13 protein-coding genes are annotated in these 26,900 nt (G+C 72.2%); 1 reads left to right on the plus strand and 12 read right to left on the minus strand.

The window, feature by feature from the left end; translation table 11 throughout:
• Window positions 1-201: 201 nt before the first annotated feature.
• The 3 genes from ABZX65_RS25325 to ABZX65_RS25335 form a co-directional block, all read right to left on the minus strand.
• The gene (locus ABZX65_RS25325) at window positions 202-10,068 is read right to left on the minus strand and encodes a hypothetical protein (RefSeq protein WP_355344245.1); all 9,867 of its coding nucleotides are present in this window, start codon (window positions 10,066-10,068) and stop codon (window positions 202-204) included.
• Window positions 10,061-14,458, minus strand: coding sequence for a type VII secretion protein EccCa (gene eccCa, locus ABZX65_RS25330; RefSeq protein WP_355344248.1), 4,398 nt, complete (start codon window positions 14,456-14,458; stop codon window positions 10,061-10,063). The genes ABZX65_RS25325 and eccCa overlap by 8 nt, the downstream gene beginning before the upstream one ends.
• Window positions 14,459-14,520: 62 nt before the next feature.
• Window positions 14,521-14,961 (minus strand): hypothetical protein, encoded by a 441-nt coding sequence (locus ABZX65_RS25335; protein WP_355344251.1) that lies wholly within the window; start codon window positions 14,959-14,961, stop codon window positions 14,521-14,523.
• Between the two features lie 147 nt (window positions 14,962-15,108).
• Between ABZX65_RS25335 and ABZX65_RS25340 the strand changes: the two genes are divergently transcribed.
• Window positions 15,109-15,732, plus strand: a complete 624-nt coding sequence (locus ABZX65_RS25340; RefSeq protein ID WP_355344254.1) for a hypothetical protein — start codon at window positions 15,109-15,111, stop codon at window positions 15,730-15,732.
• Window positions 15,733-15,775: 43 nt separating this feature from the next.
• Here the strand turns inward: ABZX65_RS25340 and ABZX65_RS25345 are convergent, their stop codons facing one another.
• The 9 genes from ABZX65_RS25345 to ABZX65_RS25385 all read right to left on the minus strand — a co-directional run bounded on the left by ABZX65_RS25345 (window position 15,776) and on the right by ABZX65_RS25385 (window position 26,875).
• Window positions 15,776-16,099, minus strand: coding sequence for a WXG100 family type VII secretion target (locus ABZX65_RS25345; RefSeq protein ID WP_355344257.1), 324 nt, complete (start codon window positions 16,097-16,099; stop codon window positions 15,776-15,778).
• A 161-nt stretch (window positions 16,100-16,260) separates the two neighbouring features.
• Window positions 16,261-19,050, minus strand: a complete 2,790-nt coding sequence (locus ABZX65_RS25350) for a right-handed parallel beta-helix repeat-containing protein (protein WP_355344260.1) — start codon at window positions 19,048-19,050, stop codon at window positions 16,261-16,263.
• 268 nt (window positions 19,051-19,318) lie between these two features.
• The gene (locus ABZX65_RS25355; RefSeq protein WP_355344263.1) at window positions 19,319-20,665 is read right to left on the minus strand and encodes an EsaB/YukD family protein; all 1,347 of its coding nucleotides are present in this window, start codon (window positions 20,663-20,665) and stop codon (window positions 19,319-19,321) included.
• Window positions 20,666-20,826: 161 nt separating this feature from the next.
• Window positions 20,827-21,141 (minus strand): WXG100 family type VII secretion target, encoded by a 315-nt coding sequence (locus tag ABZX65_RS25360; RefSeq protein WP_188281815.1) that lies wholly within the window; start codon window positions 21,139-21,141, stop codon window positions 20,827-20,829.
• A gap of 27 nt (window positions 21,142-21,168) precedes the next feature.
• Window positions 21,169-21,534 carry a WXG100 family type VII secretion target gene (locus ABZX65_RS25365; protein ID WP_223186817.1) on the minus strand — a complete coding sequence of 122 codons (366 nt, stop codon included), beginning with the start codon at window positions 21,532-21,534 and terminating at the stop codon, window positions 21,169-21,171.
• 132 nt (window positions 21,535-21,666) lie between these two features.
• The gene (locus tag ABZX65_RS25370) at window positions 21,667-22,194 is read right to left on the minus strand and encodes a hypothetical protein (RefSeq protein WP_355344267.1); all 528 of its coding nucleotides are present in this window, start codon (window positions 22,192-22,194) and stop codon (window positions 21,667-21,669) included.
• Between the two features lie 130 nt (window positions 22,195-22,324).
• On the minus strand, window positions 22,325-23,389 hold the full coding sequence (locus ABZX65_RS25375) for a DUF916 domain-containing protein (RefSeq protein ID WP_355344270.1): 1,065 nt from the start codon (window positions 23,387-23,389) through the stop codon (window positions 22,325-22,327).
• 126 nt (window positions 23,390-23,515) lie between these two features.
• Entirely contained in the window at window positions 23,516-25,492 is a 1,977-nt protein-coding gene (locus ABZX65_RS25380) for a metallophosphoesterase family protein (protein WP_355344273.1), read from the minus strand.
• Window positions 25,493-25,612: 120 nt separating this feature from the next.
• The gene (locus tag ABZX65_RS25385) at window positions 25,613-26,875 is read right to left on the minus strand and encodes a HupE/UreJ family protein (protein ID WP_355344276.1); all 1,263 of its coding nucleotides are present in this window, start codon (window positions 26,873-26,875) and stop codon (window positions 25,613-25,615) included.
• Window positions 26,876-26,900 lie beyond the last annotated feature (25 nt).

Raw genomic sequence — 26,900 nt, forward strand, 5'->3', positions numbered from 1 at the left:
CGGCCCGGTGCGGCGTCCACCGGCCGCGTGCCGTGCGCGGCGGTGCCCGTACCGCTTGGCGACCGGAGTCCCCCACTCCCCTTGCGCACCACGAATATCACACGGCGCGTGCACCCCGCTACGGCGGTTCCTCTCGCGGATCCGGTGCCGGTGCGGGCACCGGATCCGCCGAGGCGTCCGGGGCGATCGGCGCTCTCGCCCTCACCGCCTCGTGGCCGGGCGCGGTTCGGAGCCGAAGAAGACCTCGGGCGCCGGTTCCCCGCCGGAGGCGGCCCGGCGCCGCGGGCCACTGGCCGTACCGAAGCCGAGTCGCAGCGGCGCTGACGGCGGCGCGGACAGGGGCGCGGACGGGGGCGAGGACGGGACGGTGGCCGCCACGTGCCGGTCGGGCGCCGAGGGCACCGGAGCCGGGGCAGGGGCCGGGGCCTGGTCCGAGGCCAACTCCGGTGCCGACAGCGGCGATACGGGCGGTACGGGCCGCTGCTCCGGTACGGCGCCGACGGGCTCGGTCGCCGCCCACCGCGCGGTGTACGGAGCGGGGTCCGCCTGCTGGAAGAGCAGGACGGGGCGGCCGTCGTCCGGTCCTGCCGTCCAGGGGGTTCCGTCCGGCGTCAGTACGGTGACCCGGAGCCCGAGCACGGGTGCGGCCACCGCGAGCACGAGCCAGTCCGCGTCATCGGAACCGGTCCCCGTACGTACGGCTTCGACGGCCGCTTCCTCGGAGCCGACGAGCGGCTCCGTCCGTCCGGGGGCAGTCAGGCCCGTGAGCGGCGGCCACAACCGCCGTTCCCCCGGCGGCCGTTGCGCGTCGGTCACGAGCGCGTCGGCCAGGGTGTCCCGCAACTCCTGCGACCCGGCGGGCCGTCCGTGCCCCACGAGCCGTCCGCTCTCCACCGGCGCGACGGCGGTCAACGCGTGTGTCACCGCGTCCCCTTGGTCGAGGATGTACAGCGGCGCCAGCCCGCGCTCGGCCAGCCGGTCCTCCTGCGAGCGTGCGGGGGACGGGAGTTCGGGGGCGGCGTGCGACGGACGTACGGCCACGGGCATCGCCGGTGCCGCTGGTGCCACGGGCGTCGCCGGTGCCGCCGGTGCCACGGCTTCGACCGGTACCGGACGGGACACGGGCGCCTGCTCCGTGACAGGAGCCTCGTACGCGACAGGGACCTCGCCCGCCGCCGGGGCCTGATCCGTAGCAGGCTCCTTGCCCTTCCCCGGCGGAACGTCCGCGCCCGCCCGCACGAGCGGCGCCGCGAAAGAGGTGCCGGTACGAGGCGTCACGGGAACGTGGACCGCCTCGTCCCCCGGCAGGGCCGGCACCATGTGCAGGCCGTCGCCGGAGAGCACCGGCACGTACGCGGTCGCGGACGGATCGAACTCGTCCCATACCTCGGCGACCTGCTCGATGTTCCCGACCTCGCCGATCCAGCCGCTGTCCCCGTACATGATCATGCCGGTCGGCGTGTGGATGAAGTCGTCACCGAAACTGACCCAGCCACCCGGAGACAGGACCGTGCCGTCCGGCAGCCTGATCCAGCCGCCCGGATCGACCTCGTACCCCAACGGCCGTGACGACGACGGCGTGTCGGCCGGAGGCAGCGGCAGGTCGAACACCGCGAACTCACCAGGTCGACCGGTCGTACGCGGACCCGCCGCAGGAGCGGGAACCCGCACCAGACCCGTGTCGGAGCGCGGCTCCATCAGCGTGACCACCCGCCCGATGCCCCACTGCTCCCGGATCGGATCGATCCCCACGTCCGGCGAACCGCCCCGCGCTCCCCACCGGTTGCCCGGCAGATCCCACGAGCCGCTCGGCCGCCCCGCCGAACTTCCCGGCCGACCCGACGACCCGCTCGGTCGGCTCGACGACCCACTCGGTCGACCCGACGACCCGCCCGGACGGTCCCAAGACCCGCTGGGCCGACTCGAAGACCCGCTGGGCTGGCCCGACATACCGCTCGGCTGCCGCGACAGCCCGCTCGGCCGCCCCGAAGACACGCTGGACCGCCGCGACAGCCCGCCCGGCTGACTCAAGGACACGCTCGGCCGCCGCGACGAACTTCCCGGGCGGCCGGACGACCCTCCCGGCCGACCTGACGAACCGCCAATCGGCCGGTTCGAGCCCGGAATTCGAGGGTGCCGGTGCGCGAAGTAGACGTCCCAAGCGTGCCCGGGCGGATACATGTTCCGGACGGGCGACGGCATCGCGAGGTCCTGGTACATGTTGTACAAGCCCTCGTACTGACTGGCCGCGACGGGCGTGCCGGTGAAGTCCATGATGTTGAGGATCGCGCCCGTGTCGATCTGGCTGAGACCGACGTTCAGGTAGTCCACCCCGTCGTGCGGGAGCGGAACGGCCCTCGGGGTGATCGACGGCGCGTTGCGCGGACCGACCAGGAACGGGAAGGGGAACGCGGGGTCTCCGGCGAAGATCGGAGTCGCGTTCACCTCCCACGGGTCGAGCAGGACGATGTTGCGAGGCCGCTCGGGATAGCCGACCGCGATGAACACGTGGTCGGTGTACGGCGCGATGGCGTGCAACGGGTGTTCGCCCGGGTGGAGGTTGAGCGGCACGTGCCAGATCCGCATCCCCGGGGGCAGCTGCCTCCGGTTCAGGAGGACGTAGGTCAGGGCCGCGTGCTCACCGCAGTTGCCGGTGTTGACCAGCGACGCCTGGGCCGCGCTCTGCCCCAACGACTCCTGGATATTGCGGGGTTGAACGCGGGGCACCTGACGGGCCAGGTGGTTGCGCACCAGGAGCGCCCCGCCCGTCGCCGCGACCGAGGACGCCTGATTCGACTGGCCTCCGTGCAGGATCTCGCGTACCCCGGCGAAGATCTCATGGCCGAGGTCCATCAGCCACAGCTCGTTCTGCAAAGGCTCCGACGGGAGCATGTCGGGCGGAAGGGGATCGCCCATCCCCACCCGCCGTCCGCCGCGACTCGCCGCCTCGGCCGCGTCCCGTTGCGCGTAGTAGTTGGTGTGCCACTGCACGGACTGACGGTTGAGCCGCTCGATGGCGAACCACTGCTCGGGCGCCATGCCGGGCGGCGGAGCCGTCGCGGTCGGTACGTAGAAGGGGGCGGGCTGCCAGCTCGGCAGGCGGGGTGAGGGCGGCGCGTCCGCCATCTCCACGTCCTCCGGCTCGAAGGAGCGCGCAGGCGGCCGACTGGGCCCCGCGGTCGGCGGATACGGCTGCCTGCTCGACCCTGCGGTCGGCGGGTACGGCTGCCGACTCGATCCGGCGGTGGGCGGGTACGGCTGTCGGCTCGATCCCGCCGACGGCGGATACTGCTGCCTGCTCGATCCCGACGAGGGGTACTGCTGCCTGCTCGGCTCGGCGAAGGAGGACTCCCTGCTCGGCCGGCGGGTGAACCCGGAGGAGGGGTAGGACAAGACGCCCGTCCGCCGGACCGACCCGGAGGAGGGATAGGACCGGCGGCTCGACCGGCGACCGGAAGACGACACCGGCGGCCTGCTCTCCTCCCTCGGATCGGTGTAGACCGTAGTCCTGGAATACCCTCCCGAACCCGAGTACGACGATGACCCGCCCGGGAGCGACATCGGACGACCGGTCACGATCATCTGCGCGATGGCCTGGCCACGCGGCCGCAGCGGCATACGCTGCCGCCAGTCGGGCAACTGCGCGTGCAGCTCCGGCACATCGGCCACCGTCACCGGCGGATGCGTCGCGTCCAGCCGGTGCAGTTCCGTGTTGATGTCCTGGGCCAGGACCACCTGATCGAATTCACTCAGGTCGGAACCGTGGCCGGACGTCCCCTGCGCGGGAGGCGACGGCACGGCGGACGGCGTCGGCGCCATCGGCCGGACGACGGGCGCCCAGGCCGCCGCGGGCGTCTCGTCCCAGCCGGAAGTCCCCTCCGTCGCGGGCTCCTTGCCCTTGGCGGACGGACCCGGTGCACCGGATGTGCCCGATGTGCCCGCCGTGCCCGATGTGCCGGTCGGCACGGGGCCACGGGGCCGCGGCGTCTCGGAGCCGGGGTGCGCGATCGGGGCCGCCGCCTGCGTCTCCGAGTCGGTACGGGGCCGCAGCGGGATGTGCACGGCCTGGTCGCCGGGGTGTACCGGCACCATGTGCAGGCCGTCGCCGGAGGGCACCGGCAGGTGCGGGGCCGCCGACGGGTCGAAGTGGTGCCAGGTCGCGGCGATCTGCTCGATGTTGCCGACCTCGCCGATCCAGCCGCTGTCGCCGTGCATGATCGCGCCCGTGGGGGTGTGGATGAAGTCGTCCCCGAAGCTGACCCAGCCGCCGGGCGACAGCACGCTGCCGTCCGGGAGCCTGATCCAGCCGCCCGGATCGACCTCGTACCCCAACGGCCGTGACGACGACGGCGTGTCGGCCGGAGGCAGCGGCAGGTCGAACACCGCGAACTCACCGGGCCTGTCGGCCGTACGCGGACCGGCCTCCGGGGCAGGACCGCGCACCAGACCCGTGCCGGAGCGCGGCTCCGCCAGCGTGACCACCCGCCCGATGCCCCACTGCTCCCGGATCGGATCGATCCCCGTGTCCGGCGAACCGCCCACCGTACGGGCCGGGCCGCCCGGCTGGTCCCACGGCATGCTCGGCCGACGCGACGAGCCGCTCGGCCGCCGTGAAGAACCGCTGGGCTGACCCGAAGAGCCGCCAGGCTGGCGCGATGAGCCGCTGGGCCGACGCGAAGAACCGCTGGGCTGACGCGACATGCCGCTCGGCTGCCGCGACGGCCCGGCCGGTCGACCCGAAGAGCTGCTCGGCCGACTCGACGAACCGCTCGGCCGGATCAGACCCGACGGCTGACCCGACGAACCGCCCGGCCGGATCAAGCCGGGCTGCTGGGGGTGCCGGTGCGCGAAATAGGCGTCCCACGCGGGGCCGGCCGGATACATGTTCCGGACGGGCGCCGGCATGGCGAAGTCCTGATACATGTTGTACACCCCCTGGTACTGGCTGGCGGGGAGAGGCGTACCGGTGAAATCCATGATGTCGTGGACTTCGTGCCCGATCTGACGATGGCCGATGGCCAGGTAGTCGATTCCGTCATTCGGCAGAAGAACGGCCCGCGGGTTGATCGACGGCGCATTGCGCGGACCGACCAGGAACGGGAAGCGGAAAGCGGGATCCCCGGCGAAGATCGGAGTCGCGTTCACCTCCCACGGGTCGAGCATGACGATGTTACGGGGCCGCTCGGGATAACCGACCGCGATGAACACATGGTCGGTGTACGGGGCGACGGGGTTGTCGCCGGGTTCACCCCGGTGCAGATTCAGAGGCACGTACCAGATACGCATGCCGTCGGGCAGCCTGTGCCGGTTCACGAGCGTGTAGGTCAAGGCCGCGTGCTCACCGCAGTTGCCCGTGCCGGTGATGGATGCCGTGGCCGCGCTCTGCCCCAGTTGTTCCATGGTATTTCTGGGCTGCTCCCGGGGAGCGACCTGCCGGGCCAGGGAAAGGCGAATCTGGAGCGCCCCGCCCGTCGCCGCGACCGAGGACGCCTGATTCGACTGGCCCCCGTGGAGAATGCGGCGTACGTCGGCGAAGACCTCATGACCGAAGTTCAACAACTCGATCTCGCGCGGCAGCGGCTCGAACGGCAATGTGTCGTGCGGAGAGACCGGTATTCCCTGATTCCGCAGGTTCTGGCGGATCGCCTCCTCTTGAAGGCCCATTCGCCGGTAGTAATCGGTGTGCCATCGCTCGGAGATCCGCTGGGCCTCCAGGATGTCGTGCCAATGCCTGTCGGAGATGCCGTGGGGCCGGACCGTCGCGGTCGGCGCGTAGAAGGGGGCGTGCTCCGGGGGCGGCGCGTCCATCATCTCCACGTCCCCGATGTCAGAGACGGGGGTGCGCGGTCGGCTCGAACTCGGCGGCGGGTACGGCTGTCGGCTCGATCCCGACGGCGGCGGGTACGGCTGTCGGCTCGATCCCGACGGCGGCGGGGCGTACGACTGCCCGCGCGACCCGGAGCTGCTGGGCTGCCTCCTCGGCGCGGGGGCGGGCGGCGCGATCGGTCGGCGGCCGAGCCCGGAGGAGGGGTAGGACAGCAGGCCAGGCCGCTGGACCGACCCGGGGGAAGGATAGGACCGCCGGCTCAACCGGCGCCCGGAGGACGAGACCGGCGGCCTGCTCTGCTCCCTCGGGTCGGTGAAGACGGACGTCCTGGAATATCCTCCCGAACCCGAATGCGAGGACCCGCCGGGGAGCGACAGCGGCTTGCCCGTCACCATCGTCTGCGCGATCGCCTCACCGCGTGGCCGCAACGGCATGCGCTGTCGCCAGTGGGGCAGTTGGGCGTGCAGCTCGTCCACGTCTCCTGGGCGGACCGGAGGTCGGCGTGGATCGAGCCGGTGCAATTCGCGGTTGATCTCGTGCGCCAGGATCACCTTGTCGAATTCGCTCAGGCCGGGACCGTGGCCCGACCCCTCCTGCTCATGCGGCTGTTCGCCCGGCGGCACGTGCTCCGAGGGGGGTGCCTCCTCCGACGCGGGCTCCTTGCCTTTGCCCTTGCCCTCATCGGTCGCGGGCTCCTTGCCTTTGCCCTTGTCCGACGAGGCGGGGGCCGGCTCGGTGGTGGTCTCCGACGTCGACTTGCCGTTCTGGGGCTGCTTGCCCTCCTTGCCGGAGGGAGCGGGCGACTTGGGCTCGGGGGCCACCGTGGTCGGCGGGGCCTCCTTCGTGTGCGGTGCGGCGGCCGGGGGTTCCTTGCCGACCGGCGGTACGGTCTGGCCGCCGTCGGGCCGACTGCCGTTCCCGGAACCGGAGTCCTTACCGGAACCGGGCTCGTGCGGCGGCGGCGCGGTCTCGATCTGCGTATGGCTGCTGTTGCCCTGGTTCGGACGCAGATTGCCAGGGCCGTCGCCCGAACTCCCGTTGCCGGAGTTCGACCGCCCGCCCGGTACGTCGTCGAGCGTCGCAGGACCGTCGTAACCGGGGCCCTTGCGCGTCGGCTGCTTCGGCGCGGGCGGCAGCTTCGGTCCGCCCCCGTGCGAGCCGTCGCCCCGGCTGCCTGAACCGGGCGGCTTCCACAGGCCGTTCGGGTCCGGGATGCCGCCGCCCAGGCGGTGTCCCGGATTCTCCATCGGATCGGAGCTGACGGGCTTGGACGACGTTCCGGATGACGTCCCGGACGATCCGCCCCGACCCGGCTCCTTCCAGCCCGAATCCGGCGCGGGCTTCGCGCCGCCCAGCGTCCGACCGGGGTTCGCCATCGGGTCGGAGTGCGACTCCGGGCCGCCGGAACCCTGCGGCTTCGTCTCCGGCGCGGGGAACGGATTCTCACCCGGACCACCCAACCGACGCCCCGGATTGTCCATCGGATTCGGACTCAACGGCACCGGCGACGACTCAGAAGAACCACCCGAACGCGGCTCCGTGCCCGGCACCGGCTTCCCATTGCCCAGCGTCCGACCGGGATTCGCCATCGGGTCGGAGTGCAACTCCGGCCCGCCGGAACCCTGCGGATTCGACTCGGGCGCGGGGAACGGATTCTCACCCGGACCACCCAACCGACGCCCCGGATTGTCCATCGGATTCGGACTCAACGGCACCGGCGACGACTCAGAAGAACCACCCGAACGCGGCTCCCTGGCCGGTACCGGCTTCCCGTCGCCCAGCGTCCGACCGGGATTCGCCATCGGGTCGGGGCCGGTGCCGCTCGAAGCCGGGGGTTTCGATGTCCCGCCCTGACGGTTCCCGCCCTGGGAGTTCCCGCCCTGCGGATTCCCGCTCTGGTGGTTGCCTCCCTGCGTGTTGCCGCCCTGGGAAGTCCCTCCCTGCGGGTTCCCGCCCTCCTTGCCGGAGGGCACCGGCGGTTTGGGCGCGGGGGCCACCGGGGTCGGCGGGGCCTCGCCCGGAGGCGGTGCGGTCTCCGTCGTCTCCTTCCGGGGCGGCGGCGCGCTCTGGCCGCTGTCGGAGTGACTGCCCTTGCCGGAACCGGAGTTCGTGCCGGAACCGGGCTCGTGCGGTGGCGGCGCGGTCTCGATCTGCGTGTGGCTGCTGTTGCCCTGGTTGGACCGTAGATTGCCGCCGCCGTCGCCCGAGCCCGCCGCGTCGCCGCCGTTCTGCCGCCCGCCCGGCTTGTCGCCGAGCGTCGCGGGCTGGTCATGGCCGGGCCCCGTGCGCGCCGGGGCCTTCGGCGCGGGCGGCGCCGTCGATCCGTTGTCGCGCGGACCACCGCCGCGGTTGCCAGAACCCGGTTCCTTCCAGAGGCTGTTGGGGTCCGGCTTGTCGCCGCCGAGGCGGTGCCCCGGCCCGTCCATCGGATTCGACCCGCCCGGCCCGCCGGGCTTCCCTTCGGTGCCCGATCCGGACGATCCGTCGGAGCGGCCGTGGGAACTCGTCGCCGGATAGTCGTAACCCGGTCCGGTCGGCTGCGCCTTCGACGGACCGTTGCTGCCCGGCGCGTCCGGATTCGGCTCCTTCCAGAGGCTGTTGGGGTCCGGCTTGCCACCGCCGAGGCGGTGCCCCGGCCCGTCCATCGGGTTGCCGGAGCCCGACCCGTCGGGACGGCCGTGGGAACTGGTCGCCGGGTAGTCGTAACCGGGCCCGGTCGGCTGGGCCTTGACCGGCCCGCCGCCCTCGGCCTTCGTGCCGGGACCGGGGAACGGATTCTCGCCGGGACCGCCCAGCCGCCTGCCCGGATTGTCCATCGGATTCGGGCTCAGCGGCTTGGCCGACCCACCGGACCCCTTGGATCCGTTGGACCCGTTGGAACCGCTCGAATTTCCGGAACTCTCGCCGTACGGGCGGTCTTTCAGGCCGTGCGGGTTGCCGGGCGGAGCGCCCAGCGTCCTGCCCGGGTCCTTCGCACCCCCCGGTGAACCGTCGCCCTTGCCCGAAGAGCCCGACGACCCGTTAGAACCGCCGTCACCGTACGGGCGGGACGTCACCCCGTGCGGGTTGGCGGGCGGAGCGCCCAGCGTCCTGCCCGGATCGGACTCGCCCTTGCCCTTGCCCGACGAACCCGATGAACCCGATGAACCGGACGAGCCCGACGACCCGTTCGAACCGCCGTCGCCGACCGGACGGGTCTTCACCCCGTACGGATTGGCCGGCGGAGCGCCCAGCGTCCTGCCGGGGTCCTTCGAACCCCCGGCGGAGTCGTCGCCCTTGGGGGCGGGCGCGCCGACGTCGCTGCTGTGGTGGCCGCCGCCGGGTCCGCTGTTGGTGCCGCTGAACTCGCCGCCGGAGGAGTGCTTGGTGACGATCGGTCCCGAGTCGGGGGCGGGACCGCCCTTGCCCGATCCGTCGGTGATCGGCGTCGCGTGGTCGCCGCCGCCGATCCGCGACGGGGGCGGACCGATCGGGGACTTCCCGCCGCCGCCACCGCCCAGCGGTTTGCCGCCGATCGGCGTGGGAGGCGGAGGTGAGACGGGCGGCGGGGCCCCGGTCTTGGGGCCGGAGCCCGGCTTTCCCGGACGCGGGGTGTAGTGGAAGGCCCCGAGCCCGCCGCTGATGCCGCCGAAGGCACCGCCGATGCCCAGGCTCCACGCCTCCATGCTCCAGTCGACCTCGTAGTCGGTACCGGCGATGTCCGCGCCGATCTTGCCGACGGCGATGTCGAAGGCGAGGTTGGACGCGGCGCCGATGACGGCGCTGCCGGTGATCTCGATGACCGCGGTGGCCACCGAGCCGATCCGGGCGGCCATCTGGGCCATGATCGGGATCAGCCGGGCCAGCAACTGGCCGATCATGGCGAGCAGTCCGCTGAGCAGCGGGCCGAGGGCGAAGAACACGGCGCCGAGCAGGGCGCCGAGGATGTCGGCCCACATCGCGGCGTTGAGCTTCTTCGCGTACTCCGCCGCGGCCTTGTGCAGTTCGTCGGCGTAGCGGTTGATCGTCTGGCCGATGGTCCAGGCGGTCTCGGCGGCGCTGTCGATGGTCGGGGCGACGCCCTCCTGCCAGGCCAGGCGCGCTTCGTCACCGGCTTTGCCGGTCATGCCGAGCTCGGAGACGTAGCCGTTGACGGCGACCTTGCGCTCGTGGAGGTCGTCGCCCATCCGGATCCAGGCGTTGCCCAGTTCGTAGATGTCGTCGAGCTTGATGGTGTTGAGTACGGAATCCGCGTCAGCCATGGTCGGGGCCGCTTTCCTCGGGCGTACCGCTGCTACTCGGACGGGTGCTGTTCTCGGGGCCGCCGCCCAGGCGGGTCACCGGTCCCGTGACGTACCGGGCCACGTCGGGCTGCCTGGCGGCGGGTTCGGGGGACCCCGGATCGTCGCCGTGCCCCGCCACGACGCCCGCGGGCACCGGCTCGGCGGCGGGGCCCGGTACGCTCACCGGCTCGCCGCCTTCACGAAGAGCCGTTCCGCCAGGGCCCGTTACGCCAAGGCCCGTTACGCCAAGGCCCGGTCCGTCAGGGGCCGTTACGCCAGGGCCCGTTTCGCCAGGGGCCTCCTCGCCCAGCTCGTCGATGGCGACCTGGACGATGGCGGGGACGGCGGAGCTGCGGCGGATCAGCGTGCCGCGGCCCGGCTGACGCCGGTAGGCGCGCTGGTCGCCGATCAGGACGCCCTCGCGGTGGTCGCCGGACAGCAGCAGCCCGTCGGTGCCGATCTCCTTGAGCTTGCTCAGCAGGGGGTCGGACAGCAGGGCGCGGCTGGCACCGCCGACGCGGCGGGCGAGCACGAGGTGGAAGCCCAACTCGGCGGCCTGCGGGATGAATTCGGCGAGCGCGGCGAGCGGGCCGTGGCCCATGGTGCCCGCGGCCAGGTCGTAGTCGTCGGCGACGACGTACAGCTCGGGGCCGTGCCACCAGTCGCGCGCGGCGAGTTGGGTGGCGGTGACGTCGGCGGGGGGCATCCGGGTGCGCAGTGTCTCGGCGAGGGCCTGCGCCTGGGCCGCGACCAGGTCGGCGTTGCCGCCGCGGGCGCCGATGTACTCGTCGGGCACGGTGCCCAGCAGGCTGTGCCGGTAGTCGACGACCATGAAGCGCAGGTCGCGGGCGCTGTGCCGGGCGGCCAGGCCGCGCATCCAGGCGCGCAGGAACGCGGTCTTGCCGGAGCCGGAGTCGCCGAAGACGACGAAGTGCGGGGCGTCGGCGGTCAGGTCGAGGCCGACCGGGCGCTGGTCGGACTCGCGTAGGGCGATGGGCACTTCGCGGGCGCCGAGGGCGGGGCCGTGGCCCTCCCAGCGCTCGGCGGGCGGCAGCGCGGCGGCGGCCGTCAGCTCGCGGACGGTGATCCGCGCGGGCAGCACGCGCAGCGCCGGGGCGGCGGGCCGCCGCCAGCTCTCGGCGAGCCGGGCCACCAGCGCCTGCCCGGCCTCGGCGAGCCCTTCGACGCTGTCGACGGCGTCGAGCCGGGGCAGCGCGATGTGGTGGGTCAGGCCCGCGGCGGCAAGGCCGCGGCCGGGGATGCTCTGGCCGAGCGCGCGGGCGGCGGGGCGGCTGATCTCGGACTCGGTGGGGTCGTTGAGCCGCAGTTCGAGGCGGCCGGGGATGCTGTCGCGCAGGCCGATCCGTACCTCGGCCCAGCGGTTGGCGGTCAGCCAGAGGTGGACGCCGACGCCGAGGCCGCGGGTGGCGATCTCGGTGAGGGTGACGACGGCGTTCTCGTCGGTGGTGTGCAGGGCGGCGAGGTTGTCGACCACCAGCACGACGTCGGCCGACCGTACGCCGTCGGGGACTTCGCCCGCGGCGCGGCGGGCGCGCAGTTCGGCGGCGGACTGGATGCCCAGGTCGCGGAACATCTGCTCGCGCGCGGTGACCAGGCCGGTGATCTCGGCCAGCACCCTGCGGACCCGCTCGTCGTCGCGGCGGCCCGCGATGCCCGCCACGTGCGGTGCGTCGCCGAGGCCGTGCAGCGAGCCGCCGCCCATGTCGATCCCGTAGAACTGGAGCTCGTCGGGGGTGTGGGTGAGCATGGCGCTGAGCATCGCGGTGCGCAGGAAGGTGGACTTGCCGCTCTGCGGGGCGCCGACCAGGGCGATGTGGCCCTGACGGCCCGCCAGGTCCAGTACGAGGGGCTGCTGTTCCTGCCGGGAGGGCACGTCCAGCACGCCGACCGGGAACTTCAGCTCGCCGGAGTACGGCCACAGGGCGCAGCGCAGGCCCAGTTCCGGGTCGGCCTCCGGTTCGCCCAGCAGCGGGTCGAGGGTGAAGCGCGGGGGCAGCGGCGGCAGCCACACCTGGTGGCCCGCGGTGTCCTTGTCGGCCAACCGCTCGACGGCGAGCTGGAGTTCGGTCGAGCCGCCCTCCGGGTCCCAGTCCCAGCCGGGCGTCTCGGCCTCGTCCGCGGCGAGCGGCGCGAGGTCGCCGTGCACGGCGAAGGGCACGGGTTCCAGGGCCGGTCCCGCGCTGTCGGCGTCGTGGTCCTGGTAGGGCGCGGAGACGTACGCGACGCGGAAGCGTTCGTAGACCGACTCGTCCACCTTGAGGTAGGCGGAGCCGGGGATGGCGGGCAGCGTGTACGCGTCGGAGGTGCCGATGACGGCGCGGGACTCGGCGGCGCTGAAGGTGCGCAGGCAGATCCGGTACGACAGGTGGGACTCCAGGCCGCGCAGCCTGCCTTCCTCCAACCGCTGGGTGGCCAGCAGCAGATGCATGCCGAGCGAGCGGCCGACCCGGCCGATCTGCACGAACAGGTCGATGAAGTCGGGGCGTTGGGAGAGGAGTTCGCCGAACTCGTCGACGATGATGAGCAGATAGGGCAGCGGCTCCAGCGGTTTGCCGTTGATGTCGGTGGCGCCCGCCGCCTGCCGCAACTGGTATTCGCGGACGGAGTCGACGTTCCCCGCCTCGCGCAGCATCCGCTGCCTGCGCTGCTGTTCGCCGCGCAGCGCGTCGCGCATCCGGTCGACGAGCGCGAGGTCGTCGGCGAGGTTGGTGATCAGGCCGGAGACGTGCGGCAGTTCGGTGACGCCCGCGAAGGTGGCGCCGCCCTTGAAGTCGACCAGGACCAGGGCCAGGTGCTCCGGCGCGTGGGCCATGGCGAGTCCGGTGACCAGGGTGCGCAGCAGTTCGCTCTTGCCGGAGCCGGTGGCGCCGACGATCAGTCCGTGCGGGCCGATGCCGCCCTGCGCGGACTCCTTGAGGTCCAGGGTCAGCGGTTCGCCGGTGCCGGTGACGCCGATGGGGACGGAGAGCAGTTCTCTGTCGTCGGGGGCGCGGCGCAGGGCGGCCGGGTCGAAGTGGGCGATGTCGGGGACGCCGAGCATGTCGGAGAGGGAGACGTGTTCCGACAGGACCTGTTCGCGTTCGCCGGTCAGCCGTAGCGGGGCCAGCGAACGGGCGGTGGCCTCCAGGACGCCGGGCGCGACCTCGTCCACGACGGCCTGCTCGACCGGGGCGTGCAGCGCGGCCGTACGGCCTTCCAGCGCGAGGCCGCCGCGGGCGTCCGTGCGGGCGCGTACGTCCACCCGGCCCGGCTCGGAGCCCTCTTCCTCCACCAGGCACACCACGTGCACGCCGAGGTCGGGGCCCGCTTCGGTGAGCAGGTCGGACAGCAGCGCCGAGCGGGCCCACGGCGCGTCGGGCTCGTATCCGTCGAGGAAGACCACCACGTGACTGCGGGGCCTGGTGTCGCGCTGGGAGATCAGCCGGGCGTTGCGCTCGGCGCGGGCGGCGACCGCCCGGTCGAGGGTGGCCTGGAGGTGGTCCTGGAGTCCTGCGAGGTCGTCGGCGAGCAGCGGCACGACTTCCTGTTCACGGCGCTGGGCCTGGTCGGGCTGCTGGGCGTGCGGCAGCCACTTGGCCCAGTCCCAGTCGGAGTTGCCGCCGGTGACGACGGCGATCCGCACGTCGTCGGGGGCGTGCAGCACGGAGAGCTGGAGCAGCAGGGTCTGGGCGAGCTTGCGGGTACGGTCGCGCGGGCCCAGCAGGCTCACCACGCCCGCGGCGCGCAGGTCGAGCCAGGCGGCCTGGTCGGCGACGGTGCCGTGCGCGCGGACCAGTTCGGCCGCGGCGTGCTGGCAGGGCGTGTCGACGTCGATGGTCGGGTCGTTCTGCCCCGGCATCTGGAGCGCGTCGGCCGCCGCCACCGTGCCGGTGCCGAGCCGCAGGTGCAGGAAGTCGTCGTCGCCCGGGCGGCGTTCCCAGACCCGGCGGCGGCGGGTGGCGATCGCCCAGAGCCGGTCCGGGTGCGGGTGCCGCCACGCGTCGGCGGCGCGCTGGCCGAGCTGGGAGCGCATGACCTGCTTGCGCACCCCGGCCAGATACTCCAGGTACCGCTCCCGCTGCCGGTACTGGTTGCGGCGGCGGTGGCTGCGCAGTTGCATCCGGACGCCGATGGTGATGCCCACGGAGACCACGACGAAGGCGATGCCCAGCAGGATCATCCACGCCTTGCCGTAGGCGATCATGTACGCGGCCATGCTCATGCTGGACAGCAGGGGCAGCAGGAGCATCAGCCAGCCCGCGGCGCCCTGCGGCTGTGGCCGCTGGGGCAGGCCGGCCAGTTTCGTCCGGCCCTCCGGCATCGGCGGGGGCGTGATGCGGACGGGGCGGTGGAAGGGGATTCGACTCACGATGGCTGCCTAGCGGGCTGTCGGGGCGGTGGGGGCGAGGTGGCGGGGGCGGTGCGCCGGCACTAGAACTCCATGGTGACCGCGGTCTTGTTGGGGTCGGTGACCGCGGCGGGCGGCTTGTCGCTGGACTTCCCGTCGTCACTGGTCAAGGCCGTGCGGAACGACTTGAAGGCGTCGGCGATGCCGTCCTCGGCGGTGGTGTAGTTGTACGCGGCCATGCCGACCCCGTCGGCCAGCGCGGACAGAACTCCCTTGTGCGGGTCGTCCTCCGTGCCGAACAGCTCGGTCATGACCGACACCCACTTCTTGTTGACCTCGTCGGCGTCCGAGGCGGCCTGGCCCTGCCAGGCGACGTGCAGTCCCTCCAACTGGCCCCGGATGGTGGTGAGGCTCGACAGGACGGTCTTGCTGAGGGTGACCAGGTCGTTGGCGTCGGACTTCAGGCCCGTCGGGGAGATGTTGAGGACGGAGGTGTCGTAGTCGGCGGTGCCGGAGTCGGCCATGACGCGCCTTTCTCGGGGAGCGGATACCGGTGCGGCACCTGCATGCTGACAATTCCTCATATAAGTGGTAAACCTGGCGGTGTCCTGCCGGGCCCATGCTTGGCGAACCGGCCGTGCGGTCGGCGCGAGAGAGACGAGGCAGACGACGTGACCGATCCGATCACCTCGAAATACGACACCACTCCGCTGCCCGATCCGCCCGCGGACGGGTCGGAGACGCCCAACCCCGACCACGACAAGAACCTCGACGGCCTCGTGCCGACCGACAAGGTCATCTGGTCCACCCCGCCGTCCTTCAACATCGACCCGAAGGACAGCCAGTCCGACCAGGGTTCCGGCCCCGACCCGAACTCGTACGAGGCCGCGGCGGACCTGAAGATCGACCTGAGCGCGGTACGCGTCGCGGAGAAGTCGATGCTCACGGAGGCCCGCGGCGCGGTCGACCGGTACGAGGAGCTGCGCAAGCGGGTCATGGCCGTCAAGGGCCATGTCTTCGGGCAGGGCGCCCAGGACAAGAACGCGGAGGGCGAGGGCCACACCTCGCTCTCGTCCGGGTACGACCCGTCGGTCGGCAAGACGCACGACAACCCGTTCGCCGAGACCGGCGTGAAATTCGGCGCGGACATGAACCCGGCCCAGGACCGCGCCCTGCTCCAGATCGGCTCGACGCTGGAGAAGCTCGGCGAGTACATCGCGCTGCTCAACCACTCGGGGCAGGTGTACGCGCACACCGACCGGGAGTCGCGCTTCCCGCCGCCGCCCGCGGGCTGAACGCGCCGCCGCGTACCGCCCACGCGGTGCGCGGCGGCGGCACTCAGCCATGGGTCCCGCCGTCGCTGAGGTTGTTCAGATTGACGTGCTCGGAGTCGTGGTAGTTGTTGTACGACGTCGTCATCCGCGAGGCGATGTCCTTGAGCAACTCGTCCAGTTCGTGCTGGACCTTGTGGAACCACGTCATCATCGCCGCGAACGACTCGTGCGACGGGCTGGACCAGTCGGCGCCGATCTGCTTCACCTTGGCGTCGATCGAGTTCATGGTGGTGGTGATCGTGCCGGACTCGCGTTTCACCACGCCGATCGCGTCGTTCAGCGCCGCGAGGTCCGCGCGCCACTCTTCCGGGGTCGGTTGGTCCGACATCCGCGGGTCACCTTCCTTTCAGCCGCTCCGAAGTCCTGTGCCGAAGTCCTGTGCCGGTCCTGCGCCGAAGTCCTGTGCCGGTCCTGCGCCGAAGTCCTGTGCCGGGTCCGCCGCCGTACGGTGCGCCCGCCGGGCAGCGGGGCGTACGTCCGCCCGCGCGGTCAAGCGGCGCCTCCCGGGGGGAGGTCGGCGGGCAGCAGCGTGGTGAGCAACTCCTTGTCGGCCGCCGCGAGATCGACGGCGCTCAGGTCGAGTTCGGCCACGCGGTACGCGTGCCGCTCGGTCATCCGCTGGAACACCTGCCGCGCGCTGCGCCCGTTGCCGAACTGCTCGCCGCGCGGGACGGCCGCGAAGTAGTCGTGCAGCGCGGCCGTCGTCTGCGGCGCGAAGGTGTACTCGTGGTCGACGGCCTGGTGCTCCACGATCCGCACCAGCTCCTCCGAGGTGTAGTCGTCGAAGAGCAGGGTGCGGGTGAAGCGCGAGGCCAGGCCCGCGTTGGACTCCAGCAGCCGGTTCATCTCGCTCGGGTATCCGGCGACGATGACCACCACCTCGTCGCGGTGGTCCTCCATCAGCTTCACCAGCGTCGAGATGGCCTCGGAGCCGAAGTCGGTGAACTGCCCCTGCGGCACGAGGGAGTACGCCTCGTCGATGAAGAGCACCCCGCCCAGCGCGCGCCGGAAGACCGCCGTCGTCTTGGGCGCGGTGTGGCCGACGTACTCGCCGACCAGGTCGCCCCGGTCGGCCTCGACCAGGTGTCCGCGTTCGAGCAGGCCGAGCGCGGCGAGGAAGCCGCCGTACAGGCGGGCCACCGTGGTCTTGCCGGTGCCGGGGTTGCCCGCGAAGACCAGGTGCCTGCTCAGCGGTGGCGCCGCGAGCCCGGCCTCCTGGCGGACCTTGACCATCTGCATGAGCTTGGTCAGCGTGACCACGTCGCGTTTGACGCTGTCCAGGCCGACCAGGCGGTCCAGCTCCACATGGAGTTCCGCGAGCTTCGCGCGGGCCGCCTCCGCGGTCGACTCGGTGTCACCGGCGGCCTGTTCGGCCTTCTCCGCGGCCGAGCGGGGCGCTCCGGCGACGGCGGGCACCGCGACGCGCCCCTCCTCCCCCGCCGCCGGGGGCGCGAGGGTCGGCAGGAGCGGATCGGTCGCGTCCTGGACCAGGCAGTCCTCGGCCCGCACGTCGGCCTCGTCGTCCCGCAGCAGGTCGGTGTCGGTGCCGTCCACGGTGCAGCGGCGAAGCAGGAAACGCGAGCGGGCACCGGCGTAGACGGCGGGGAAGCGGCTCTTGGTGAGGTGGCAGTCCTCGTACAGGCCCTCGCCGCCCTCCTCGACGAACAGCGCGTTCTTCGCCGCGCCCTCGACGGTGAGGCCGCGTACGCGGGGCCGGGCCCCGGCGCGTACGACGACGCCGCTGCCGCGCGGCTCGCGGACCGCGCCGCCCTCCACGACGGCCGTGCTGCCCTCCTCCAGCAGCAGGCCCGCGGTGCCGCTGCCGGTGACGGTGACGTTCTCCAGCCGGGCGCCGGTGTCCCGGCCGACCCGGACGCCGGTCTCGCCGGAGGCGGTGATCTCGCACTCCGCGAGCAGCGGGCGGTGCGTGGTGTGCAGGTGTACGCCCTCCCGGCCGCCGGACACCCGGCAGCCGCGGACGGCCGCGTCGCCGCCCTGCACGTACACCCCGGCCAGGCCCGCGTCCGTCATCTCGCAGTCGTCCGCGAGGAGTTCGGACCGTTCGGTGACCCGCACGCCGTACTCGGGCGAACCGCTGACGGTGCAGCCCCTGGCATGCAGGCGGGCCCCGCCGCCGAGGTGCACTCCGGTGTACGCGGTGTCCCGTACGGTGCAGCCGGTCAGCGTCACCTCCGCCTCGGCCACCGCGTACAGGCCGTTGGCGCCGCTGCGGGCGAAGGTGGAGTCGTGCGCGGTGGCCCGGCCGGCCCCGCTGACGGCCAGCGCGGTGTCCTGGCAGTCGACGGCCCGCACGCCGGTCAACTCGGCGGTGGCCTCGGCCGTGACCAGGATCGCGGCGCCGGTGGTGTGGTGCACATGGCAGCCGTCGAGCAGGACGGAGCTGCTGCCGTCGGCCAGTACGCCGGCGCCCTCGGTACGGAAGATCTCGCAGTCGCGCAGCCGTACGCCCGGGGTGTCGTGGCCCGGGCGGGCGGCGGAGCCGGTGGCGGGCGCGGCCGGTTCGGCGTCCTCGCCGTGGGCGAGGGGCCGGTGACCCGTGCCGGAGGCCGCGCGGGTCAGGCGGCCCGCCGTCTCGCGGACCCAGACGCCCGCGGCGCCCGTCTCGTGCAGGCGGCAGTCGCGCAGCGCCGCGGTGGCGTGTCCCTCGACCACGACGGCGGTGCCGCCGCTGCCGCGGACGTCGCAGCGGGTCAGCGTCGCGTGCGCGCCGCCCGTGAGCAGGACGCCGCGCCCGCTGGCGCCGTCCACCAGGGCGTCGGTCAACTCGGCGCGCGCCTCGTCCTCGACCACCAGGCCGTCGCCGACGCAGCCGCCGACGGTCAGATTCTCCAGTGTGGTGCGGCTGGTGCCGGTCAGCCGGACCGCCGCGCCCTCGGCCTTCCGTACCGAACAGCCGCTCAGCAGCGGGGCGGCGGTGCCCGCGACCTCGATCCGGCCGCCGGTGATCTCGCAGTCCCGCAGCACCGGTTCGCCCGCGCGCACCAGCAGCGCGGCCTCGCGGGGCACGGCGGACACGAGGGTGAAGCCGCGGATCTCGGCGCGGCCCGCGTGCACGGTGACGGCCGGGCCGCGGACGGCCACCAGCCGTACGGCGCCCTTCGCCACCAGGGTGACATCCTTGTCAAGCAGCAGGCTCTCGCTGTATGTGCCCGCCTGCACGGTGATGACGGCGCCGGTGTCCGCGCTCCGCACGGCCGCCGCGATGGTGCGGTGGCCGCCCCAACTGCCCGGCGCCACGCGCTGGGCGGCGGCCTTCACCGGGCGCTCCCGGGGGTCGCCCGCCGGGTCACGGGGCGGGTCGAGGAGAGGGTCCCGGGGCGGACGTGCCGGGTCCCGGGCCGACCGGACGCGGGCCGCTCATACGGCGCCCGCTCGACAACCGGCCGCCCGGTCAACGGCCTCTCTGCCAGGGGCAGTTCCGTCACCGGCCGTTCCCTCACCGGCCGCCCAGTCAAGGGCCGCTCCGTCAACGGCCGCCCGGCCACCGGCCGTTCCCTCACCGGCCGCTCGGCCGCGGGTCGCTCGGTCACAGGCCGCTCCCCAGGTCGGCCAGCCAGCCGAAGAGGCCGAACACCCCGGCGGCCAGTGGTACGGCGGCCACGAACAGAACGCTGGTGACGGCCGCGGGCCAGGTCGGGCGGTCCGGCTCGATGGGCCGCAGAGCCGCGCCGAAGGCGAGGAAGAGTCCGCAGGCGACCAGGACGGCGCCCACGCCGAAGGCGGCCAGCGGGCCCGCCAGCCGCGAGTCGAACGCGTACAGCGGCACCCGTACGGTCAGCGCCACGAGCCCCAGCACCCCGGCGGCCAACTGCGGTACCACCGCGCTCAGTACGCGCACGGTGGCGGCCTGGAGCAGCAGTCCGACGCTGACGCAGCCCGCCAGCACGAGGGCGTAGACGTCGTGGGACGCGCTCAGGGTGAGCAGGGCCGCCGCGAGGAACACCCCGCTCACCACGCTGAGCAGGGTGAGCAGCGCGTTGCTGCGGTGGACGACGGTGGCCACGGTCCCGTCGTCCAGCGCGGGCGCGCTGACGTCGGGTCCCGAGGGCACGAGCACCGCGATCTGGCCCGCGGCCCTGGGCAGCAGCCCCGCGGTCAGGAACAGCGCCACGGACACGACGGCGGCGGAGCCGGTGAGCCCGGCGTGCGAGGCGGTCAGCGCCACGGTGAGCAGCGCGGCCACCAGTGTGAGCAGGTTGAGCACCACGGTGGCGGGCGACGGCAGCGCGACCAGCCCGATCACCGCGCCGAGCACGGCGAAGACGGAGACGAGTACGGGGGTGGCGACCGGGCCGTGCACCGGTCCGTCCAGGCCGACGCAGGCCAGCAGCGGGACGGTGGCGAGCGCGAAGAACTGCCGTACGGCGCGCGGCAGCGGCCAGTTCTTGCGCTCCGCGTACCAGGCGAGCAGCGCCGAGCAGAGCGCGGCGAGCGCGAACAGCGCCGCCCACGGGCCGGCCGGCCGCAGCGCGCCGAGCCAGGCCGCCGCGGCCACCATGAAGACCAGGCCCGCGCCCACGACGCACTGGGCGCGGCGGCGGGAGCTCCACAGGCCGCCGTCGTCCTGGGCGCTGGCGACCTGTTCGTCCAGGTCGGTGACGGTCAACTCGCCCAGTTCCGCCGCCCGCTGGTCGCGCAGGTACAAGGTGGCGCCGTCCACGATGCCCGCCGCCGACAGCGAGTCGCCGGGGGCCATCGGAGCGCCGCCCGACTCGGCGAGCGACCAGACCGGCGGCAGCGCCTCGGACTCGGACTGCCCGCACAGGGAGGCGAGTCGGGGAACGTACTCGGCGATCGGGGCCTGCGCCGGAAGCGCGAGGTCGATCCGCCTGCGTTCGCCGACCACGGTAACCCGGCAGCGTTCATCGGGCACGGATGTTTCCTTCGGTGTCGGACCTCACGGCCGCGCGTCCGCGGGCCGCGGTGGGTCGGTGCCGCCGGGTTCGGAGACACCGACGTCAAAGACGGCGTTCGGCGGCGCCTGGTTTCGGTGGCGTGGGGTTTTTGTGACGCGTGGTCTTCGTGGTTCCGGTCTCAGTGGCGCCAGGTGGAGATGTTGGACCACTCGGCGTCACTGTAATTGCTCCAGTTCACATGCATCGCCTGGGCGATGCGGCCGAGCACACCGTCGGGTCCGAACAGGCCGTCGGCCGCCAGGTCCCACTCGTTCTGCATGTCCTGGTAGTAGGTGGCGGCCTGGCTCTCCCGCCACGCCTCCACCATCGGCGCCAACTGCGACTTCAGCGACTGGAGTTCGCCGGAGATCTCCCCGGCCCTGGCGTTGATCACGCCGCCCGCCGCCGCCAGTCCCTCACCGACGTAGATCGGCGTGCCGTCGATATCGGCCATGAATCGCTCCTCGTTGTGCGGCCCGGATCAGTTGAAGTTGGTGCCGGACGGTGCCTTCGGCAGGTCCTCGCCGAGCGCGGCGAGGTTGTTGAGGTTCTGCTGCTCGGAGTCCTTGTAGTTCACGTAGTTGCCCTGGAGGCCCTTGGAGATTCCCTCCAGGGCGTCGTGCAGCATCCGCGCGTAGACGTCGTACTCCGCCATCAGCGTCTGGAACTGGTTGTGGGCGATGCCCTGCCAACTCGCTTCCAGACTGCTCACATACGTCTTCAGCTCCGCCAACTGCCCGGCGATCTCGCTCGCCGTGGACATCGTGTTGCTGGAGGCGGTGGCCAGGTACTCGGGTGTGACCCGGTACGTGACGCCACCGACGCTCACAGAAGGCTGGTCAGCCATGGAATCCGCCCTTCCTCGCCCGATACCCCGGCAGTCAAACACCGTTTGGGCCCGGTCCGGGCCGCACGAGCCGCAGTGAGCAGAGTCTGAGCAGGTTCTGAACGCGTCGGGAGCGGGGGGGCCGGGCCGGTGTCAGTCGGGGAGGTGGCGGGCGAAGCGGGCGTGGGTGGTCTGGCGGCTGGTGCCGAAGGCGCGGCCGATGGCCTCCCAGGAGACGAGGGAGCGGCGGGCGGCGCGGACGGCTTCGCGGCTGAGCGCGGGGGCGGTCTCTTCGACGCGGGCGACGACGCGCAGCGCGGTGAGGGGCTGGTCGCGGGAGAGTTCCTCGACGCGCCGCCGCAGGGCGGCGAGCATCTGCTCCACGTCGTGGGGGACGGCGCCTTCGGTCGCGGTGACGTGATACTCCCAGTCGGCCATCGGGCCGGTGCGGGAGTCGTTGCCCTCGGTGGCGTCGTCGTCGCCCCGGATGATGGGGTGGGTCTCTGCGCCGCGCCAGCCGCACTCGCAGGCGCCCTTGACGCCGATCGCGCGGGGGCCGTCCGCTCCGTTGTACGACCACCAGGGCTGACGGCCCTCGGGCGGCGTCGCCGGTTCCGCGCCGTCGGCCAACACCGCTGTCACATAACCGGTGTGGCGCCGGGTCTCGTCCACCCACTCCATGGCTCAGCCCTCTCCGCACCGGGAAAAATGTTCCTCAAGGTTCCCTGACAACGCGCGCGGCTGTCAAAGAATTTTGACAGCCGCGCCGCTGGCACCTGCCCCGGAGGCCCCAGGGTGTGTCCTAGGGGGCTCACGCCTCGCGGAGGGCCTGTTCCACGGCGGTGCGGACGCGGGCGTCCTCGGCGGCTTTGCGCTTGGTGCGGGTGCGGCGGGTGTGGAGGAAGGCGGCGACGGCCAGGGCGAGGAGGACGAGGACGAGGGCGGTGAGGGTCCAGGGGAAGGCCCAGGTGTGGGCCGTGGCCTGGACGGTCTTGAGCTGGGTGGTGGAGCCGGAGGCGTCGGTGAACAGCGGGGTGAGGGTCACGGTCGCGGTGAGGCGGACGGCGGGGGCCACGTCGTGGACGGGCACGCTCACCTTCCAGCTCTCGCCGGGGAGCAGTTCGGGCGGCGTGGCCGTCTTGCCACCGGTGACCGCGAACCAGCCGAACAGGCCCTTGAGCTTGACCGACTGACGGGTCGACATGATCGCGTTGCCGGTGTTGCGGATGCGGTAGGTGACGGTGGCGTCGCCCTTGGAGAAGGGGGCGGCCGTACCGCCGTAGGAGACGTGCAGGTCCTCCACCGCCAGCGTGGGCTTGATCGCGCCGCTGACCCGCAGCTTGATCTTGATGCCGAGCCGCCGGTCGACGTTGATGCCCTGCGCGTCGTCGGGCTGGGTCAGCGAGGTGAGGATGCCGCCCACGTAGTCGCCGGGCGTCGCGTTGGCCGGGATGGCGAGGGTGAAGGGCACCTCGACGGTCTTGCCCGGCTGGACCACGACGCGCTCGCGCGCCGCGCGCGCCCACACGCCGATCGCGCGGGACTTCTTGTCGGCGGGCAGCAGGTCGAGTTGGCCCTTGTCGGTGGTGAAGCCGTCGGCGGCGTACACGCCGAGGTCGACCGGCGCCTTGCCCCGGTTGGCGACGACCATCGCGTCCTCGACCTTGCCGCCGGGGTTGACGGCGTAGCTGTAGCTCGACCGGTCGGCGCCGAAGCTGTTCGACGCGGTGCGTACGGTCCAGGCGACGTCGCCCTCGGCGGCGGCGGCCGGTCGCGCGGACAGACCGGTGACCGCGAGGGCGAGGAGCAGCGCCAGGACGGCGGTACGGACGAAGGTGGCGACGACGGTCGTCCGGCGGGTCACGGGCACATGCATGTCGGGGTCCTCGGGCGTTCTGGTCGGAGCTGTCGGAGCTGAGGAACCGGTGGGGCGGGCGCCCGCGGGCGCCTGCCCCACCGGGTGGTGCGGGGTCACTCAGGTGGAGCGGTCAAGCGGGCGGGATCAGCTACTGAGCGCGGTGATCGTGAGAGTCGCGCGGTAGTCGCCCTTGGCGACGCTGCCCGGGATCTTCAGATCCAGGTCGGCGCCGAGCTTGGCCGTGCCCTTGGTGTGACCCTGGTCCGCCCAGCCGAGGCCGCGCGAGACGGACAGGCCGGAGCCGCCGTCGTAACCGGAGTTGACCGTGCCGCCGGCCTTGGCACCCGCGCCGGGGGCGAGGATCTTCGGCGTCCAGCCGAGGTACGCGCCGGAGAACTTCTTGGCACCGTCCGTGAAGTCGCCCACGCTGGCCGAGATCGACCAGGGAGCGAGCGAGCGGCGGCTGTCCGACACGACGATCGGGTTGATCGTGCCCGCCGCGTCGAAGTAGTCGCCGTCGTGGTCCTTGGCGGTGCCGAGGTCCACCAGGCCGTTGTAGCCGTCGATGGTCCAGCCGAACTCGCCGGGGGGCGCGGTGGGCACCTTGACCGCGAGGTCCTGGCCGGTGCCGTGGTACGGGTGCACCGTCACCTTGTCGACGACCGAGCCGATCGGCTGGCCCTCGGGGGTGTTGACGCAGGAGACCTGGCCTAGCTCGACCGCCGCGTTGGGCGCGGTGCAGGTGCCGCTGCGCAGGTTCTCGACGACGAGCTTGTCGTTGCGCACCTGGACCTTGACGTAGGAGCGCACGTGCTCCTGGTTCTGCACCGAGTTGTACCAGTAGCTGTCCGGGTTCAGCGGGTCGGGACCCTGGCCCGTGACACCGGTGCCGCTGCTGTCCGGCTTGGTGATGTCGTAGTACTTCGAGCCGGACGCCGAGTTGGCCGTCACGTAGAGCACACCGCCGGGACCGGGGTACACGTCCGCCTGGCCGGGCTGCTCGGCCGCGTCCGCCTTCTGACCGTTCTTGATCAGGTAGCTGCGGGAGTAGCTGTGGTCGTGGCCCTGGAGGACGACGTCCACGCCGAGCTGCGAGAAGGCGGTGGTGAAGTCGGTACGGCGCTGCTTGTTGTCCGAGTCCTTGGCGTGGCTGGCCGGGGAGTAGATCGCGTGGTGGTACGTGAGCACCTTCCACTTGGCCTCGGAGCCGTGCTTGTTGATGATGTCGGTGACGTACTTGACGTGCGCCTCGTCACCGCCGCCGCCCGAGGAGGCGGCGTAGCTGTTGCTGTTCAGGTCGATGAACAGCACGTCCTTGTAGATGTACCAGTAGTCACCGCCCGAGGTGTTCGAGCCCGGGTTGCCGTTGGCGTAGTACGGCGCCGAACGGTCGGTGTTCGGGGTGTACAGGTGCTGCTCGTACGCCTTGCCGCCGACGTCGTGGTTGCCGATGGTCGCGGCCCACGGGTACTGACGGAGCTTGTCGGGGGCCAGGAAGGAGTCCCACTGCGCCTCGGTGTTCGCGGTCTCGACCTGGTCGCCGCCGGACACCAGCAGTTCGGCGTTCGGGTTGGCGGCCAGCGAGACGTCGAGCGTGTCCTTCCAGCCCGCCTGGTCCTTGGCGAGGTTGCCGGAGGAGCCGATCTGCGGGTCGCCGTAGAACAGGAAGTCGTAGTCGCCCTCGAAGTCCTGCGTCTTGAAGGCGTAGGTCTGCGACCAGTTGCCCACGGAGCCGACACGGTAGGAGTACGCCGTGTTCTCCTTCAGGCCGGTGATGGTGGCGTGCCGGTTGAAGCCGCCGCTGGTGGCGATGTTCGCCCCGCCGATGGCGTCGAACGTGGCGGCGTCCGCCGGGAATTCACCGTTGACCAGGGTCGCGGTCGGGGCGGCCTGGATGACCTGGGCCGTGTCGGCCGAGGAGTACCAGGTCACCGTGCGCTGCGTCTCGTTCGCGCCGACACCGAGGATGATGCTGGTGAGGGCGGCGGGGTCGGCGGCCACGGCGGGGGAGGTGAGTCCCGCGCCGACGGCGAGCGCCAGACCCATGGTGACCGCGGTGGCCCCGGTGACCACGCGGCGTCGTACGGACCCGTGGGTCCGTACCGATCTGATCGATCTCATCTGTGTTTGTTCCTTTTTGGACGGAACTGCATGGAGCTGAGGTCATCAAGCTCCCATCGGTTGGTAAACAGGCGGCAAATGCGATCTTCGCCTGACCTGAACTTCACCTCAGTTGAAGGCTCAGCCACCGCCCACCCGTTGCAGGAACCACACAAGTCCCATAAGCGCTACACCTGCGGAAACGGTGCCGGTCACCCAGAGCCCCGCGGTCGGCGAACGGCGGCGCAGCAGGGCCAGCAACGGAAAGACGACGGCGATGATCGACAACTGCACGACCTCGATGCCGACGTTGAAGACCAGGAGGGAGCCGAGCAGCGTCCAGGACCACGCCTGGTCGATGCCGAGCGCGCCCGCGAAGCCGAGGCCGTGGACGAGGCCGAAGCAGAAGACCACCGCGAGCCGCAGCCAGCCCGCCCGGTCGAGGGCGACGTGGTCGCGCAGGAAGCCGCGCCCGCCGGAGCCGGGCCCCGAGCCGGAGGCGCCCCGGGCCGAAGCGCCCGGATCCAGGTCGGAGGCGTGGCTGCCGCGCTGCCGTATCCGCCACAGGTGCCAGCCCGCGACCACCGCGATCGACAGCGCGATGACCGGTTCGACCAGCCGCGACGGCACGTCGACCGCCCCGAGCGCGGCGAGCATGAAGGTCACCGAGTGCGCGAGCGTGAAGCTGGTGGCGGCGAGCACGATCTCGCGCAGCCGCCGCGACCCGGCGATCAGCGCCAGCAGGAACAGGATGTGGTCGGTGCCGGTCAGCAGGTGCTCGGCGCCCAGCCGGAAGAACTCCCAGAACCAGGCGTACCAGGGCTGGTCGATCGAGAAGGACGGGTGCGCCGCGTCGAGCGCCGCGCTGCCGGAGCGGCCGTCCAGGTCGTACGTGACGATCGTCTTCGTACCGCGGACGTATGTCTCGCTGTCGGGGAACAGACCGCTGCGGACCCGGTGGTCACCGGCCAGCTCCTGGCAGTCCCAGTCCAGCAGCAGGACGGTGTACGGCACGCCCTCCTGCCGGTCCATCGTGAAGTCGCCGACCTGCTCCGGCGCGCACGCCTTGCCCGCGGCGGTGACCGAGAAGCGCTGGGTGACATAGGCGACGGCCGACTTCTTGTGGGCGTTGAGGGCCGCGGCCTGCGCTGTGGTGTCACCGGCGTCGAAGGCGCCGTTGCCGGTGCGGAAGAGGTCGTCGTCATGTTCGGCATCGGCAGCGGATATGACGAAAAGGTCGTATTCAAGCTTGAGGGAAGTACGGACATGGCCTTCGTCCGCCGCCGTCACATGGACGTACGCGGTGGACGAGAAACCGTGGGCGAACGCCGGTTGGACGGCGCCGAGGAAACCGATCAGCGCCGCGGCGATGCAGATGACGGCGCGACGGACCCGCTCTGACATGGGACTCCTTGGGTAGGAGGAGCAC

The sequence above is a fragment of the Streptomyces sp. NPDC003300 genome (assembly GCF_040610915.1).
Classification (GTDB): Bacteria; Actinomycetota; Actinomycetes; order Streptomycetales; family Streptomycetaceae; genus Actinacidiphila.

What these genes read in the sequence shown, in the direction of transcription:
- ABZX65_RS25325 (WP_355344245.1), bottom strand. Translation starts at nt 10,068, where the DNA reads ATGGCTGACGCGGATTCCGTACTCAACACCATCAAGCTCGACGACATC.
- ABZX65_RS25335 (WP_355344251.1), bottom strand. Translation starts at nt 14,961, where the DNA reads ATGGCCGACTCCGGCACCGCCGACTACGACACCTCCGTCCTCAACATC.
- ABZX65_RS25345 (WP_355344257.1), bottom strand. Translation starts at nt 16,099, where the DNA reads ATGTCGGACCAACCGACCCCGGAAGAGTGGCGCGCGGACCTCGCGGCG.
- ABZX65_RS25360 (WP_188281815.1), bottom strand. Translation starts at nt 21,141, where the DNA reads ATGGCCGATATCGACGGCACGCCGATCTACGTCGGTGAGGGACTGGCG.
- ABZX65_RS25365 (WP_223186817.1), bottom strand. Translation starts at nt 21,534, where the DNA reads ATGGCTGACCAGCCTTCTGTGAGCGTCGGTGGCGTCACGTACCGGGTC.
- ABZX65_RS25370 (WP_355344267.1), bottom strand. Translation starts at nt 22,194, where the DNA reads ATGGAGTGGGTGGACGAGACCCGGCGCCACACCGGTTATGTGACAGCG.
- ABZX65_RS25375 (WP_355344270.1), bottom strand. Translation starts at nt 23,389, where the DNA reads ATGCATGTGCCCGTGACCCGCCGGACGACCGTCGTCGCCACCTTCGTC.
- ABZX65_RS25380 (WP_355344273.1), bottom strand. Translation starts at nt 25,492, where the DNA reads ATGAGATCGATCAGATCGGTACGGACCCACGGGTCCGTACGACGCCGC.
- ABZX65_RS25385 (WP_355344276.1), bottom strand. Translation starts at nt 26,875, where the DNA reads ATGTCAGAGCGGGTCCGTCGCGCCGTCATCTGCATCGCCGCGGCGCTG.